Annotated in this window: 12 protein-coding genes; 9 read left to right on the top strand and 3 right to left on the bottom strand. The window is 53.2% G+C overall.

Annotated features, from left to right (window positions below):
• Positions 1 to 288: 288 nt before the first annotated feature.
• Both N6G83_RS49915 and N6G83_RS49920 read left to right on the top strand, forming a co-directional pair.
• Entirely contained in the window at positions 289 to 444 is a 156-nt protein-coding gene (locus N6G83_RS49915; RefSeq protein WP_080673338.1) for a Hok/Gef family protein, read from the top strand.
• 443 nt (positions 445 to 887) lie between these two features.
• On the top strand, positions 888 to 1,043 hold the full coding sequence (locus N6G83_RS49920; protein WP_080673338.1) for a Hok/Gef family protein: 156 nt from the start codon (positions 888 to 890) through the stop codon (positions 1,041 to 1,043).
• 120 nt (positions 1,044 to 1,163) lie between these two features.
• Here N6G83_RS49920 and N6G83_RS49925 read toward each other — a convergent pair whose 3' ends face one another.
• From N6G83_RS49925 to metK, 3 genes are all read right to left on the bottom strand, one after another.
• A complete protein-coding gene (locus N6G83_RS49925; protein WP_065684517.1) occupies positions 1,164 to 1,361 on the bottom strand; it encodes a tautomerase family protein in 198 nt (65 codons plus the stop codon).
• 122 nt (positions 1,362 to 1,483) lie between these two features.
• Positions 1,484 to 2,404 (bottom strand): LysR family transcriptional regulator, encoded by a 921-nt coding sequence (locus tag N6G83_RS49930; protein ID WP_211136845.1) that lies wholly within the window; start codon positions 2,402 to 2,404, stop codon positions 1,484 to 1,486.
• A gap of 226 nt (positions 2,405 to 2,630) precedes the next feature.
• Complete coding sequence (gene metK / locus N6G83_RS49935) at positions 2,631 to 3,785, bottom strand: methionine adenosyltransferase (protein WP_021179751.1); 1,155 nt, start codon at positions 3,783 to 3,785, stop codon at positions 2,631 to 2,633.
• Here metK and N6G83_RS49940 point away from each other — a divergent pair.
• From N6G83_RS49940 to speB, 7 genes are all read left to right on the top strand, one after another.
• The gene (locus tag N6G83_RS49940; protein ID WP_158006211.1) at positions 3,784 to 3,930 is read left to right on the top strand and encodes a hypothetical protein; all 147 of its coding nucleotides are present in this window, start codon (positions 3,784 to 3,786) and stop codon (positions 3,928 to 3,930) included. The two genes, metK and N6G83_RS49940, sit on opposite strands and share 2 nt — an antisense overlap.
• 750 nt (positions 3,931 to 4,680) lie before the next feature.
• Positions 4,681 to 6,657, top strand: coding sequence for a biosynthetic arginine decarboxylase (gene speA, locus N6G83_RS49945; RefSeq protein WP_024484363.1), 1,977 nt, complete (start codon positions 4,681 to 4,683; stop codon positions 6,655 to 6,657).
• A 227-nt stretch (positions 6,658 to 6,884) separates the two neighbouring features.
• On the top strand, positions 6,885 to 7,385 hold the full coding sequence (gene msrB, locus N6G83_RS49950; protein ID WP_226906451.1) for a peptide-methionine (R)-S-oxide reductase MsrB: 501 nt from the start codon (positions 6,885 to 6,887) through the stop codon (positions 7,383 to 7,385).
• A 20-nt stretch (positions 7,386 to 7,405) separates the two neighbouring features.
• Positions 7,406 to 8,128, top strand: a complete 723-nt coding sequence (gene msrA / locus N6G83_RS49955; RefSeq protein ID WP_211134631.1) for a peptide-methionine (S)-S-oxide reductase MsrA — start codon at positions 7,406 to 7,408, stop codon at positions 8,126 to 8,128.
• A gap of 543 nt (positions 8,129 to 8,671) precedes the next feature.
• The gene (locus N6G83_RS49960) at positions 8,672 to 9,742 is read left to right on the top strand and encodes an HlyD family secretion protein (RefSeq protein WP_260524245.1); all 1,071 of its coding nucleotides are present in this window, start codon (positions 8,672 to 8,674) and stop codon (positions 9,740 to 9,742) included.
• Between the two features lie 2 nt (positions 9,743 to 9,744).
• Positions 9,745 to 11,907 carry a peptidase domain-containing ABC transporter gene (locus N6G83_RS49965; RefSeq protein ID WP_211134632.1) on the top strand — a complete coding sequence of 721 codons (2,163 nt, stop codon included), beginning with the start codon at positions 9,745 to 9,747 and terminating at the stop codon, positions 11,905 to 11,907.
• Positions 11,908 to 12,050: 143 nt separating this feature from the next.
• Positions 12,051 to 12,971 (top strand): agmatinase, encoded by a 921-nt coding sequence (gene speB, locus N6G83_RS49970; RefSeq protein WP_024484368.1) that lies wholly within the window; start codon positions 12,051 to 12,053, stop codon positions 12,969 to 12,971.
• The last annotated feature ends 29 nt before the right edge of the window (positions 12,972 to 13,000 follow it).

The raw sequence follows: 13,000 nt of genomic DNA on the forward strand, positions 1-13,000 counted from the left end.
CCACCATTGCCACCAAGGGCTCAGCATTGCTGGGCCCTTGGTTTTTCAGGCAGTTGCAAAGCATTGCGTGGCACTGCGCAAAGTTGAAAATTAGGGGTAAAACGGCCGCTGGTCGGGCTGGAGAGGTGAATATACTGCGGATGGGTGCTCTGGATCTTTGTATCTGGAGCCTGAGCGAAAGGTACAAAGAGAAAAGCCCCGAGTCGATAATATCAACCCGAGGCCAACTCTAACGCCGAACAACGTTAGGTTAGCTTCTTATCTGCCGAGAGGCAAGGATAAGGAGGCATGATGCCAAACAGAGGAGATATCGTAAAACTGGTCATTATCTGTACCACGGTTATCTTGTTGGTATGGATAACGCGCAGCAAACTTTGCGAGCTGCGTATTCGATCGGGCAACACGGAGGTTGCGGCCATTTTGGCCTACGAATCCGAACGGTAAGGCAACCCAACGGCGGGGGCCTGCTCCCGCCCGTTGGTTGTAAGCGTGCAGATCTATGAGCACCCATCTCTTACAAATTCAAACGGCGGGCTGACGGTTCGTTGTTTGAGTCTGCTCACACATTCATCCTGCTATGCCCGTTCAGGTTAGTTCGGCCTACACATTCAGCAATATTGCCACGGTCATTGAGCGCTGTTTTTTCAGGCCGTTACAATGCATTGCGTGGCACTGCGCAAAGTTGAAAATTAGGGGTGAAACGGCCGCTGGTCGGGCTGGTGAGATGAATATACTGCGGATGGGTGCTCTGGATCTTTGTATCTGGAGCCAATACGAAAGGTACAAAGAGAAAAGCCCCGAGTCGATAATATCAACCCGAGGCCAACTCTAACGCTCCACAACGTTAGGTTAGCTTCTTACTCGCCGCGAGGCAAGGATAAGGAGGCATGATGCCAAACAGAGGAGATATCGTAAAACTGGTCATTATCTGTACCACGGTTATCTTGTTGGTATGGATAACGCGCAGCAAACTTTGCGAGCTGCGTATTCGATCGGGCAACACGGAGGTTGCGGCCATTTTGGCCTACGAATCCGAACGGTAAGGCAACCCAACGGCGGGGGCCTGCTCCCGCCCGTTGGTTGTAAGCGTGCAGATCTATGAGCACCCATTCTCTACAAACCCAAACGACGGGCTTCTGGCCCGTCGTTTATAACCGTAACTATCAGCTCAACTTTTTAAGCGTTTCGGAAAAGAGTTCACCGGAAATTGCCCAGTTGTCTGTCGTTACGTCATTGAAAATGACATACACATACTGCGGATCAACTTTTGCGTGTGTGGCGATAGCGTCGGTTACCGCTTTAGCAATTGCAGGTTTAGCGTCGTCACGGCCCTCGAACATCTGAATATTGACTACTGGCATTTTAGAACCCCTACAAGAATGGATGATATGTCAGGTAATCTGACGTTGGAGGGATCCTACTAGGGTAAAGAAAGTGGATAAACTGTCTAAAAGAGCACACAGCGTAGAATAAAAATCTACAATTAGCCGAAGGTTTTTTGTGCGGCTAACGCGATTAATTCATCAATGATAAAGCGTACTCCTGGTAGCAGATGACGGGCTCGAGGCCATATGACATTCAATTCGGTTGGTGAGGGGTTGTATGCTTCAAGTATTGGCACTAATTTACCACTCTGTATATGCGGTCTTAGTAACGCCTCCGGAAATTGAATCACACCGGCTCCGGCGATACAGGCATCTATCATAGCGTCGCCATCACTGATTTGATGAAAAGGTGCGGGTTTAAGTCTGACGTCTTTCCCTTCACCATCCCGAATCAACCAGCTTAAAGGTGCTCCGCCGCGCCAGGCTAAAATACAGCGATGGATACTCAGTTCGGCTAAGGTTTCAGGCGTGCCATAGGCAGAAAGATAGGCTGGCGATGCACAGATAATCAGGTGCTGCTCATTCAGCTTGCGGGCTACAAGGTCGGTGGTATCTTTAACCGCCCCGAAACGAATGGCGAGATCAAAACCTATATCCAGAGGGTCGATGATCCGGTCATTAAAGGTAATGGTCAGTTTCAGGTGGGGATAGCGTTTCGTCATGTCCATCAACACCGGCATCATGACCGAACGGCCAAAGGCAGCAGGAAGATCAATTCTGACTGTGCCTACGGGTTCCGTTAGTTTCGAACGTAACGCCATCTCGGCCATCTGTAATGTCTCTAGCGCACTCTGGCAGCTTGCCAGGTATGCTTCTCCTTCTGTCGTAAGGCTGATTTTCCGCGTGGTGCGATGGAATAGAGGCGTACCGAGGTTATTTTCCAGACGCTGAATGCTTTTTCCAATTGCTGATTTGGACACACCTAGCTGTTCAGCAGCTTGAGTAAAGCTACTTGAATTTGCAGCCGTCACAAAATGGATGATGCTGCTGAAAGATTCGGTAGAAACCACGGTTGGCATGTTATCCATCCGGCTGGAAATTGGAGGGCTACTGTAGCGCAAAGCCGTTATTCGAAACAGCGTTGCTCATTTTTCTCCCTCGGATAACATGAAAGTAAATTTACAGTTAACCTTGAGTGGTGCAGTTCAGAAGACTCCGTGAGTTATCGATCCGGTTGACTATGTTTAGTCTACAAACGAAAACGGCGAGCCTCAGGCTCGCCGTTGTTAGGTCTAACGCTCAGGCTTACTTTAAGCCAGCCGCTTCACGCAACTGGGCTGCCTTGTCGGTCGCTTCCCATGGGAAGTGTTCGCGGCCAAAGTGGCCGTAAGCTGCGGTTTCACGGTAGATCGGTTGCAGCAGATCCATCATCTGGATCAGGCCATATGGGCGCAGATCGAAGAACTCACGCACCAGCAGGGTCAGTTGCTCGGTTGAGATCTTCTCGGTACCGAAGGTTTCCACCATGATGGAAGTCGGTTCCGCTACGCCGATAGCGTAGGACACCTGGATCTCACAACGATCTGCCAGGCCTGCGGCAACGATGTTTTTTGCCACGTAACGCGCCGCATAAGCTGCAGAGCGGTCAACCTTGGAAGGATCCTTGCCGGAGAACGCGCCGCCACCGTGACGGGCCATGCCGCCGTAGGTATCAACGATGATTTTACGGCCGGTCAGACCACAGTCACCCATTGGGCCACCGATAACAAAACGGCCGGTTGGGTTGATGTGGTATTTGGTGCCTGCGGTCAGCCACTCGGCTGGCAGTACCGGCTTGATGATCTCTTCCATCACCGCTTCTTGCAGATCTTTCAGCGCGATATCATCGGAATGCTGGGTGGACAGCACCACGGCATCAATACCGACGATTTTGCCATCGTCATACTGGAACGTGACCTGGCTTTTGGCATCTGGGCGCAGCCAAGGCAGGGTGCCATTTTTACGCACTTCGGCCTGGCGTTGAACCAGCCGGTGGGCATAAGTGATTGGTGCAGGCATCAACACGTCGGTTTCATTAGAGGCATAACCGAACATCAGGCCCTGATCGCCAGCGCCTTGCTCCAGCGGATCGCTGCGGTCAACACCCTGGTTGATATCCGGTGATTGTTTACCGATGGCGCTCAGTACGGCACAGGAGTTGGCATCAAAGCCCATATCGGAATGGATATAGCCAATCTCGCGCACCGTTTTGCGGGTGATCTCTTCGATATCGACCCAGGCGCTGGTGGTGATCTCGCCGCCAACCAGCACCATGCCGGTTTTCACGTAGGTTTCGCAGGCTACGCGGGCTTTTGGATCCTGTTCCAGGATGGCATCAAGAACGGCATCCGAGATCTGATCGGCAATTTTATCCGGATGTCCTTCTGAAACAGATTCGGACGTGAAGAGGTGTTTAGCCATGGTGTTCTTTACCTTGCAAAAGACGGGTTGGAAATTACTGCACAGCGCTGGAGATCCGGGCATCAAAGCGAAGGGTCTTCCGCTGATGGCGAGATGCATCCTGCAACGCCCCTCAGGCAAAGCCGTTAAGCAGTTTATCAGTTAATCGGTATAGATGGATTAACATCTGGACGTCTATTTTAGGTCAGCCTTTAGCCGGATTGCCAGTAATTTTTTGCCCTAACGCTCTTTTGGGCAAACCGCTTGCCGCCATTTTCATCGCTTGAAACAGTTTCTGGCGAATTTTCATTTTGCATTTTGCCCGGGGGTCCGGTATAAACTGCGCGCGCGGTTCATTTGGTGCACAGCGTGTTGCAGAAAATTGAAACTTTCTGTAAACCCCGGCAACGCCGCGCCATGATCTACCGTAGGTACCCACTAATGGGGCCGCCGCTTCATTGAACGTTCATGTTCTTATACTATATAGAGGCTTTGTCGTTCATCGCGAGCGGCATGCGTGGAGGTGGTTGGATTAATGATCCGTTGTCTACTGGTTGTTGGTTCTCAACAGCAGTGCCGTTCTGGCGCGCATTCTTGTGCTATTTCCCGTCTTGTCTCTACACCATCTACCCGATGTTACACGCATCTGGGCGCTACTCAGGATTCTCGGGCCGGTTAACGGCTGTCTGAAGCACTGAACAAGGGTAGCCTGCAGCTCTCCTGTGGGATGATTCTTTACCCGATTCACGAGGTTTGAACAGGGTGTCTTACAATAAATCTATTGGGTATAAACCGATCGCTGACCACGAACGGCAGGTGAATTCACTGCTAAAATGGGGTGTTTCCGGGTTGTTCTCGCGGGTTGTAGCTGCGATAGTGGCTGACTATATCGTCAGTATGCAAGGTGAGGCGAGTAATGTCTGAAGATATGCCGATCCAACGCCCGTCAGTAGCGGGTGATAATTTATCTTTACGCTCCATGCAGGAGGTTGCCATGAATGATCGTAATGCCAGCAAGATGCTGCGCACTTATAACGTCGCCTACTGGGGCAACAATTACTTTGACGTCAATGAGCTGGGCCACATCAGCGTGTGCCCGGACCCAGACGTCCCGCATGCGCGCGTCGATCTCGCCGAGTTGGTGAAAGAGCGCCAAAAAGATGGCCAGCGCCTGCCTGCCTTGTTCTGCTTCCCGCAGATCTTGCAGCATCGCCTGCGTTCCATTAACGCCGCGTTCAAACGTGCACGTGAATCCTTCGGCTATGAAGGTGGCTACTTCCTGGTTTACCCGATCAAGGTTAACCAGCATCGCCGCGTGATTGAATCACTGGTCAACTCCGGTGAACCACTGGGGCTGGAAGCGGGTTCCAAGGCGGAACTGATGGCGGTACTGGCCCATGCTGGTATGACCCGCTCGGTGATCGTCTGTAACGGCTACAAAGACCGTGAATACGTTCGTCTGGCGCTGATCGGTGAAAAGCTGGGGCACAAGGTGTACCTGGTGATCGAGAAGATGTCGGAAATCCAGATGGTGCTGGAAGAGGCTGAACGCCTGAATGTGATCCCACGCCTGGGCGTGCGTGCCCGCCTGGCCTCACAAGGGGCAGGTAAGTGGCAGTCGAGCGGTGGCGAAAAATCCAAGTTCGGTCTGGCAGCCATTCAGGTATTGAAGCTGGTGGAAACCCTGCGCGAAGCGGGCCGCCTGGATAGCCTGCAACTGCTGCATTTCCACCTGGGCTCTCAGTTGGCCAACATTCGCGATATCGCCACTGGCGTTCGTGAGTCTGCGCGTTTCTATGTAGAGCTGCATAAGCTGGGCGTAAACATTCAATGTTTCGACGTGGGTGGCGGTTTGGGTGTGGATTATGAAGGCACCCGTTCGCAGTCCGACTGTTCGGTCAACTACGGCCTGAATGAATATGCCAACAACGTGATTTGGGGGATCGGTGATGCCTGTAATGAGCATGGCCTGCCGCATCCAACGGTGATCACCGAGTCTGGCCGTGCCGTAACCGCCCACCATACGGTGCTGGTTTCCAACGTCATTGGCGTGGAGCGCAACGAATTCTGTGAGCCGGTTCCTCCGGTCGAAGATGCACCTCGCGCGCTGGAAAGCATGTGGGAAACCTGGCAGGAAATGAACGAGCCGGAGAACCGTCGTTCGTTGCGTGAATGGCTGCACGATAGCCAGATGGATCTGCACGATGTACATACCCAGTATGCTCATGGCATGTTGGATCTGACCAAGCGTGCCTATGCCGAGCAGCTGTATCTGAACATCTGCAACAAGATCCAGCAGCAGCTCGATCCAAGCAATCGTGCGCACCGGCCAATCATTGACGAATTGCAGGAGCGGATGGCGGACAAGTTCTACGTCAACTTCTCACTGTTCCAGTCGATGCCGGATGCCTGGGGTATCGATCAGCTGTTCCCGGTCTTGCCGTTGGAAGGCTTGGACAAGCCGCCGGAAGGTCGTGCGGTATTGCTGGATATCACCTGTGACTCCGATGGCACCATCGATCACTATATTGACGGTGACGGCGTAGCCACCACCATGCCGATGCCTCCGTACGATCCGGAAAACCCACCTCTGCTGGGGTTCTTCATGGTTGGTGCCTATCAGGAAATCCTGGGCAATATGCACAACCTGTTTGGCGATACGGCTTCGGTAGACGTGTTTGTATTCCCTGATGGCAGCGTAGAAACCGAGCTGTCTGATGAAGGCGATAGCGTAGCCGACATGCTGGAATACGTGCAGCTCGATCCGATCGCGCTGTTGGCGAAATTCCGCGATCAGGTGAAAGAAACCGATCTTGACGCGGAGTTGCAGGCGCAATTTGTCGAAGAGTTTGAGGCCGGTCTGTATGGCTATACTTATCTCGAAGATGAGTAAACTATCCCGATAAGCTGACATACTTTCTATCCAGGGGCGCGGCAGAGGCTGCGCCCCTTCATTTTTCCCTCTTAGCCCGAACCCCGCCAAATTAGAAAATCCATTTAAACTTTCAACGTCTTAATGGCGTGTTCTCAGTTATCACAAATTTGTGAACTCTCCGTGAGGATTTGGTCACGACTTTCTCTGTAGTTTGTCATTGTCGGTGAATAGCACCAGAGGTAACGATGATGATCAACAGACGGTATTTTATTCTGGGTGGTGGAGCACTCTCTGTGGCCTATGCCGTGGGCCTGCTGCCTGCACTTTTCTCTCGTTCGGCGATGGCGGAGTCGTTTGCCGTCAACTATACCGCAGAACAATGGCGGCAACGGCTTTCAGCCAGCCAATATGCGGTTTTGCGCGAGGAAGGTACGGAACCCCCTTATAGCAGCCCACTTAACGATGAGCACCGCGATGGTCAGTTTGCCTGTGCGGGTTGCCAGCAGGCGCTGTTTTCTTCCCACACCAAGTTTGACAGCCATACCGGCTGGCCCAGTTTCTGGCAACCCCTCGAACAGGCGGTGGCGACGCGCAAGGATCGAACGTTGGGCATGGTCCGCGAAGAGGTGCATTGCAGTCGCTGCGGCGGGCATTTGGGGCACGTATTTGACGATGGCCCACAACCCACCGGTTTGCGCTACTGCATGAATGGCATCGCCATGTTGTTCACGCCAAGCTCGGCCTAACCAGAATAGTGAGGAATAACATGAGAAACGTAGACAAAAAGCTGCCATCGCTAGGTAAATACGGCATATGGGGCGCGATATTGGTTGCCGCCGGGTTCTGTTTACAAAGCGTTGCCTGGCCACTGGGTGATGCTGAGGCGGCGGTAGCGATCCCTTCGCCGGTAAAAGACGAAGCGCCGACGACATCGCGTACGGAAACCGCGATCTTTGCCGGCGGTTGTTTCTGGGGCGTGCAGGGGGTTTTCCAGCACGTTAAAGGCGTGACCAATGCCATATCCGGTTATACCGGAGGTGCGGCACAAACGGCTAATTATGAGGCCGTCAGCGGAGGGGATACCGGCCATGCGGAGTCGGTGCAGGTCACCTTTGATCCACAGCAGATTTCCTATGGCCAACTGCTGCAAATCTATTTTTCGGTAGCACACAACCCAACCGAGCTCGATCGCCAGGGGCCGGACAGCGGCACACAATACCGCTCAGCCGTTTTCCCTCTGACGGAATCACAACAGCAGGTTGCCAAGGCTTATATTGCACAGTTGGATGCCAGTAAGCGCTTTGCCAAACCACTGGTGACCCGCATTGAGGAAAATGGTCATTTTTATCCTGCCGAGGCTTATCATCAAAACTATCTCACGCTTAACCCAGATCAACCCTATATCGTGGTGAATGATTTGCCAAAGGTAAAACAGCTACAGCAACTGTTCCCAACGCAATATCGTGCAGAACCGGTGCTGGTTAATTAATAAGAGTCTTTGCTGTAATATATTAGCCAGTGGAGTTTTCCCAGTAGCCTCAAGCCATCTCCTCGGAGATGGCTTTTACTTATTTATTTTACGTTATCAATCAATTAATAATAGTTGACGATATTGTTGAGTTGTTCTGTTTATTTTGGTAATTTCTTTGTTAAAGAAAATCTCTGTTCTAAAATCAAGTAAATAACAGTCTGTCACCTTTAATTAAATAACTAATGCTCAAGTGTCGATTGGTAATAATCGCTATTAACTTCAGTTATAGGGAACGGTAATATTTATGGTTAATAATAGATTGCCAGAACAACATTATATCGCCGTTAAGACGATCAAATTGGCTGCTTCAATCACGTGACGCGTCTCTACCGCCAGGCCTATTTAGCTGCCCAGGCCACGCGAGCCGAAGGAGGGATTCTGATTTCCCCCAGCCCGAACATGACGCTTTATGCCTGTGCCAGCGTGCTCTTGGTGGCTGCATTAATCGCTTTTTTAATCGGGGGTGAATATACCCGTAAAGCCCGTCTGGAAGGTGTCGTGATGCCTTCAACCGGGGTAGTCAAAGTGGTTGCGCGTACGCAAGGACGGGTTGAAGCATTGCTGATTAACGAAGGCGATGAGGTTGCAGCAGGCCAATTACTCTATCGGCTAAGTGGCGAACGCTATGACGGCAAGGGTTTGGCCACCTTGGCGACGCTAAAAAACTCCCTGGCGCAGCAGTATCAGATGTTGGTGCAGCAACAGCATCAGGAAGTTGCCGCCAATACCTTGCAGATACAGGGATTACGGCAGCGGGCAAGCCAACTGAAGGATGAACTGCGCAGTGCCGATGAGGCCCTGAAGCAGACACTGCGCCAGGCGGAGTTAACCCGCTCGATGATGGAGCGTTATCAACGTTTGGTGCGGCAGAAGTATGTCTCCGAGCTTGAGTATCAGCAAAAGCAGATCGAACTGGCGGCCGCGGAAGGTTATGTCGAAAACCAGCGGCAGGTACAACAGCGCCTGAAGCGTGAGTTGGCCTCGGTTGAAACGGATCAGGGGAGTTTGTTGCAGCAGGGGCAAAGCCGCCGGGTGGAGCTGGACCGGTTACTACAAGGGATCCGGCAACAACAGATAGAGCTGCAATCGCAGGAGGAGAGCACGCTGGCTGCCCCGGTGGCAGGGCGTGTTGCCGCGGTGCTGGTCAAGGCGGGGCAAACGGTCAGCCAAAATGAGCCGCTGTTAACGCTGGTGCCACAGGCGGCCCAAATGCAGATTGAGCTGTATGCGCCCAGCAAGTCCGTTGGGTTTATCAAACCTCATCAGCGGGTTGGCTTGCGTTTCGCGGCCTATCCCTATGAAAAATTTGGCGTGCAGTATGGCACGACGCGGGAGGTGACCCGCATCAGCCTCAGCCCGACAGATGTCATGTCACATAACCCGGTGGTGTGGAAAGAAAATGAGGGGCATTACCGGGTGATTGTCGTGCCAGATAAACCCAGCGTGACCGTGTATGGCCGCCAGGAATTATTGCGCACCGGGATGGTGGTGGCCGCAGATATCGAGCTGGACAAGCGGCGGCTATATGAATGGCTGCTGGAACCGTTATGGAGCCTGCAAGGAAAAATATAGCCATGGAATGGACCGAGCATTTGCACCTGAATTTGCATTGGCGCCACCGCTTGCCGTTGATCCGTCAAACCGAGTCGGCGGAATGTGGGGTAGCCTGCCTGGCGATGGTCGCCGGTTGGCACGGTTACCGTATTGACCTCCCCAGCTTGCGAGCAAAATTCAGTGTTTCGACGCAGGGCATGACTTTCGTGCATTTGATGGAATGCGCTCAGATCCTGAAATTAACAGGTCGTGCGGTACGTTTAGAGCTGGAGGAACTCAGCCAACTGACCGTACCCTGCATTTTGCACTGGGATCTCAACCACTTTGTGGTGCTTAAACGGGTACGAGGTAACGAGATCGAACTGCACGATCCGGCATGCGGGGTGGTTAACATGTCGTTGGTACAGGCTAACCGTCATTTTACCGGTGTCGCGTTGGAACTGACGCCAACCCATGACTTTGAGCAGCGTGATGAACGCAAGAAAGTGCGGCTAACGGAATTGGTTGGCAAGACGGTAGGGTTGAAGGCTGCGCTGGCGCGCATTTTCTGCTTTGCCCTGGCGTTGGAAGTCTTGGCCCTGCTTAGCCCGTTGATCAATCAGATCGTGATCGATGAAGTCCTGGTGGCGCTGGATGATAGCCTGTTGGTGCTGATTGTCATTGCCATGCTGCTGATGAGTGCGACCCAGACGTTGATTGGCCTGGCCCGGCAATGGGCCACCATCACCATGGCGGTCAATTTCAATATGCAGTGGACGGCCAACGTGTTCCATCACCTGCTGCGTTTGCCGATCGACTGGTTTGAGAAGCGTGACATTGGTAACGTCAGCGCCAAGTTTGATGCGGTCGATACCATTCAGGATACGCTCACCACCAGCATCCTTGAGGCGATGCTGGACGTATTGCTGGTGGTCGGTACCTTGGGCATGATGTTGCTCTACAGCGTGTCGTTATCCATGCTGGCGCTAGGCGCAGCGCTGATATACGGCTTATTACGCGTGCTATGGTTTCGCACCCTGCGCCGGGCAGCAGAGGACAGTTGGACGGCGGGCACCCTGGAATCAAGCCACTTTCTGGAAACGCTGCATGGCATGCTCAGCCTGCGGGTTAACGGAGCGCTGGCCCAGCGGGAATCAGCTTGGCGTAACCTGAATATCGCCAGGCGCAATAGCCAACTGCGTGAGCATAAGCTGGCCATCGGCTACGACATCATTAACCAGGTCATTGGTAGCCTGGTGGGCGCGGCGGTGCTGTGGTTTGGTGCCAATGCGGTGCTGTCGGGCTCGTTCTCGATCGGCATGCTGGTGGCGTATATGTCATTTCAAGGGCGTTTTTCCGCCAGCATCAATGGCCTGATCGATAAGGCGTTTGCCTGGCGAATGCTGGATGTCTATAACGAACGGCTGGCAGATATTGTGCTGACCCAGAAGGAGGGCGGTGCTCAGACGGCAGAATCTCTTACCGTAGCTTTCCCCAAGCAGAGAGAGGATCGCCCAGTTGTGGAACTGGAAAATATCACCTTCAGCTACGGCCAGGGAGGTAACGATATCTTGGCAGGAGCGGCGTTGCGAATCATGCCTGGAGAGGTGGTGGCACTGGTAGGGCGTTCTGGCTGCGGGAAAACCACCTTGGCCAAGCTCCTCCTGGGGCTTTACCCGCCAACGGCAGGGCGGTTGCAGGTGTTTGGCATCGAGCATCACCGCGCGGGATATGGGCAGGTTCGCCAAATGATTGGCGCGGTGATGCAAGAGGATCGGCTATTTCGTGGGGCAATACTCGACAACATCACCTTTTTTTCTCAACACAGCGATCTGGATTGGGCGCAACACTGTGCTCAACTGGCTCAGTTGCATGAGGATATCATCGCGTTACCGATGGGCTACCAGACGTTGATTGGGGAAATGGGTAATTCGCTGTCGGGGGGCCAAAAGCAGCGCCTGCTGTTGGCTCGGGCATTATATAAACGCCCACGGTTACTGATCCTGGATGAGGCAACCAGCCATCTTGATGTCACCAATGAAATCCTGATCGGCAGCACTTTGCGCAACCTGGGCTTAACCATCCTGCTGATTGCTCACCGGCCCGAGACGATAGCCTCTGCCGATCGCGTAGTCGAACTCGATGCTGGCAGGTTGGTTGTTCCTTCTTGTGCATCTGCTGACAACGGGCACCTTGAAGAGTGAGCCAATTGCGGCGATAATCTACCCATTGAAACAGACATCGAATAAATCCCTTTCTCGTCGGGCTAACGACGCGGGAGGGATTTTTTTTTTGCTACCGCCCAAGCGTCCGGCTACGGGCGAACCGTTGAAAAATGAGGGTAAATATGAGTACCTTAGGCCATCAGCCCGATAATTCCTTAGTGTCCAACGCCTTTGGTTTCCTGCGCTTTCCGCTGAACTTTATGCCTTACGATAGCGATGCAGAGTGGGTGATCACCGGTGTTCCTTTTGATATGGCTACCTCCGGCCGCGCCGGTGGGCGTCATGGCCCTGCGGCGATCCGCCAGGTTTCTACCAATCTGGCATGGGAAGGGGCGCGCTGGCCGTGGAACTTTGATCTGCGCGATCGTCTGAACGTGGTCGACTGTGGTGACGTAGTATTCAACTTTGGTGATGCCCAGGATATGAGCGACAAGCTGCAGGCGCACGCAGAAAAACTGCTGGCAGCTGGCAAACGCATGCTCTCTTTCGGCGGCGACCACTTCGTGACGCTGCCGCTGCTGCGCGCGCATGCCAAGCATTTTGGTAAAATGGCGCTGGTGCATTTCGATGCCCATACCGACACCTATGCCAACGGCAGCAAGTTTGACCACGGCACCATGTTCTTCCATGCGCCGAACGAAGGCCTGATCGATCCAAATCACTCCGTGCAAATCGGTATCCGTACCGAGTTCGATCGTGACAACGGCTTCACCGTACTGGATGCTGCGCAGGTTAACGATCGTGGCGTGGACGATCTGCTGGCGCAGATCAAACAGATCGTTGGCGATATGCCGGTTTATCTGACCTTCGATATCGACTGCCTGGATCCGGCTTTCGCACCTGGCACCGGCACCCCGGTGATCGGCGGCCTGACCTCCGATCGCGCCTTGAAACTGGTGCGTGGTATGCAATCGCTGAACATTGTCGGTATGGATGTGGTAGAAGTAGCTCCGGCTTACGACCAGTCTGAGATCACCGCACTGGCAGCGGCAACGCTGGGCCTGGAAATGTTGTATCTGCAAGCGGCCAAAAAGCAGGGCTAAATCAGTTTGCTGAATGGGTAGGGGTCGCA

It is taken from the genome of Serratia sp. PL7 (genome assembly GCF_945957435.1).

What these genes read in the sequence shown, in the direction of transcription:
- N6G83_RS49960 (WP_260524245.1), top strand. Translation starts at nt 8,672, where the DNA reads ATGCCTTCAACCGGGGTAGTCAAAGTGGTTGCGCGTACGCAAGGACGG.
- N6G83_RS49930 (WP_211136845.1), bottom strand. Translation starts at nt 2,404, where the DNA reads ATGCCAACCGTGGTTTCTACCGAATCTTTCAGCAGCATCATCCATTTT.
- N6G83_RS49940 (WP_158006211.1), top strand. Translation starts at nt 3,784, where the DNA reads ATGGTGTTCTTTACCTTGCAAAAGACGGGTTGGAAATTACTGCACAGC.
- msrB (WP_226906451.1), top strand. Translation starts at nt 6,885, where the DNA reads ATGATGATCAACAGACGGTATTTTATTCTGGGTGGTGGAGCACTCTCT.
- N6G83_RS49920 (WP_080673338.1), top strand. Translation starts at nt 888, where the DNA reads ATGATGCCAAACAGAGGAGATATCGTAAAACTGGTCATTATCTGTACC.
- N6G83_RS49965 (WP_211134632.1), top strand. Translation starts at nt 9,745, where the DNA reads ATGGAATGGACCGAGCATTTGCACCTGAATTTGCATTGGCGCCACCGC.
- speB (WP_024484368.1), top strand. Translation starts at nt 12,051, where the DNA reads ATGAGTACCTTAGGCCATCAGCCCGATAATTCCTTAGTGTCCAACGCC.
- N6G83_RS49925 (WP_065684517.1), bottom strand. Translation starts at nt 1,361, where the DNA reads ATGCCAGTAGTCAATATTCAGATGTTCGAGGGCCGTGACGACGCTAAA.
- speA (WP_024484363.1), top strand. Translation starts at nt 4,681, where the DNA reads ATGTCTGAAGATATGCCGATCCAACGCCCGTCAGTAGCGGGTGATAAT.
- msrA (WP_211134631.1), top strand. Translation starts at nt 7,406, where the DNA reads ATGAGAAACGTAGACAAAAAGCTGCCATCGCTAGGTAAATACGGCATA.
- N6G83_RS49915 (WP_080673338.1), top strand. Translation starts at nt 289, where the DNA reads ATGATGCCAAACAGAGGAGATATCGTAAAACTGGTCATTATCTGTACC.
- metK (WP_021179751.1), bottom strand. Translation starts at nt 3,785, where the DNA reads ATGGCTAAACACCTCTTCACGTCCGAATCTGTTTCAGAAGGACATCCG.